This is a genomic window from Candidatus Obscuribacterales bacterium (assembly GCA_036703605.1).
Lineage (GTDB): Bacteria > Cyanobacteriota > Cyanobacteriia > RECH01 > RECH01 > RECH01.
In genome coordinates this window covers 1-1,611 of record DATNRH010000910.1, presented here as the reverse complement: position 1 = coordinate 1,611, position 1,611 = coordinate 1, and the positions used below count along the sequence as shown (strand labels likewise).

Here is a 1,611-nt window from a genome sequence, read left to right as displayed (position 1 = left end):
GCCCGGATAAAGGGAACTGAAGACAATGCCTGTGGACTCGTGGAAGCGACGATGCAGTTCCCGCATAGTCAACACGTTGCACACCTTGCTGTCTTTATAGGCTTTGACCGGCTCAAAGGCCTTGCCGTCTGCCATGGAGATGGGATCCTTGAACCCTTTCTCAAAGCCTTCGAAGTTGCCCAAGTTGGGCTGGGGCGGAATCTTACCGCCCAGCTCATCGGGATTATGGGTCACGGTTCCCAAAATCACCAAGCGCTTCTCCGCAGCGGGCGATCGCTGCAGGTCGTCCAGCATCAGGTTACACAGCAGAAAATGCCCTAGATGATTAGTGGTCATCGTCAGCTCATAACCCTCAGGCGATCGCAGCGGTTCTTTGATCAGCGGCATGTAGATAGCAGCGTTACACACCAGCGCTTCTAGAGTCTTGCCGGTTGCGCGAAAATCATCCACAAACTTGCGCACGCTGTCGAGGCTACCCAAGTCGATATGCATGAGGGTGTAGCTATCGGCAGACATCCCAACCTCTTCCGCTGCCGCCTTCGCTTTTTCCAGGTTGCGGCAAGCCATGACGACGTGCCACCCACGCTTAGCTAGGGCTTTTGCAGAGTACAGCCCTACTCCTGACGAGGCACCCGTAATAATTACCGTTGATGTCATCTCTCACTCCATCCTAACTAGACACGATTCACTGTCATGGACTGCCTTCAGGATCTCACACTCTATCCCCTGGATGTTTTAAGTCCTGTAGTCTTGTTAAGTTTCGTAGTATATAGAAAAGAATCGTGACGTTTTTGGCGGCTTGAATGATGGTCATAGAAATTTGGCTATCCTAGGATTTTCCCATTTCTTTAAAGATTGCTGCCCCAAACCACCGGCTTTCATGGGTCATGATGGAAGCACGACCACACTATGAACCTTGAAGGATAGATCTATGGAATCTGGTGAACTGTTTACGCTGATTTTGCTCCTCAGTCCAGGGCTGTTGCTGTCCATTTTTGTGATGGGATTCTTTTCGATCGGCGGTTAAACCACGGCACTGCAGAGGGCGATCGCTCTTGGACATCCCAGAAGCCACCTAGACAAGGTTACTGAGAGAAGCACTGCTCAATTTGAAGCAGTATGGAGCGATCGCAAAAACACTTGACATTACTTTATGGCCGATGCGTCTTGCTGGGCAGAAAAGTAGCCTATGATCCTCAAAGGGGATAGGCGTAGCAGGATATGGCCTATCAACTCCGCTTCAGGCACTGGATCTGCTAGTCGAGTGTTATTAAGTAGGAGGACATCATGAATGCAAGATGTATTTTTACGTTGCTCAATGCTCCAATCCTGATGAGACGAGGGTTGAGCGAAGCCGAAACCCGGCAGCTTCATTGCATCGAGTCCACCTCCTGATCGCATCACGCATGAGCGGCATTATTCGCAGTGTGGCGAGGAGTCAGCACCGCGTACAGAGAACAAAGGAACATTCATATGATCGCATCCGTATCGTCTTCCAACCGACCGACCCTCAGCGATACTCGGTCAGGTCTGCCGAATATTTGTGGTTGGGAAGCTGATATTTCGTCAGTTGTGCAGCACAATGACCCGATTTTTTTACCCGTCACCACC

1 protein-coding gene is annotated in these 1,611 nt (G+C 50.6%); it reads right to left on the bottom strand.

Going from position 1 to position 1,611, the window contains the following annotated elements; translation table 11 throughout:
• The coding region (locus tag V6D20_18705) for a protochlorophyllide reductase (GenBank protein ID HEY9817810.1) at nt 1-657 on the bottom strand (657 nt) is incomplete at its 3' end.
• Nucleotides 658-1,611 lie beyond the last annotated feature (954 nt).